Source organism: Paraburkholderia sp. SIMBA_054, from assembly GCF_046534875.1.
Classification (GTDB): Bacteria; Pseudomonadota; Gammaproteobacteria; order Burkholderiales; family Burkholderiaceae; genus Paraburkholderia; species Paraburkholderia hospita.
In genome coordinates, this window is the sequence record NZ_JAWRXV010000353.1 from 1 (window position 1) to 365 (window position 365).

Genomic DNA, 365 nt, shown 5'->3' on the forward strand with positions numbered 1-365 from the left:
CTCGAACTGGCCAGGGCGAATGGCATCGGCGTCGTGCTGTCCTCGGTGCTGCCGGTCAGCACCTATCCGTGGCGTCCCGGCTCGCACCCGGCCGACGCCGTGCGCGCGCTCAACGCCGCCTTGCGCGACTACGCGCGGCAGCAGGGCCTGGTCTATCTCGACTATCACGCCGCGATGGCCAATGCCGACGGCGGCCTGGATCCGAACCTGGCCAGCGATGGCGTGCACCCGACCGATGCCGGCTACGCGATCATGGCGCCGCTGGCCGAGCAGGCGATCGCCCGCGCGCTGCGGTAGGGCCTCGTCGCGGCGCATGGCGCCTATGGGTATCGAACGGCACTGTTCAACGCGCCGGCATTCCCTAT

Annotated in this window: 1 protein-coding gene; it reads left to right on the forward strand. The window is 70.4% G+C overall.

Features of this window, described 5'->3' with window-relative positions; translation table 11 throughout:
- The coding region (locus SB822_RS55445; RefSeq protein WP_410858888.1) for a GDSL-type esterase/lipase family protein at positions 1-297 on the forward strand (297 nt) is incomplete at its 5' end.
- Positions 298-365 lie beyond the last annotated feature (68 nt).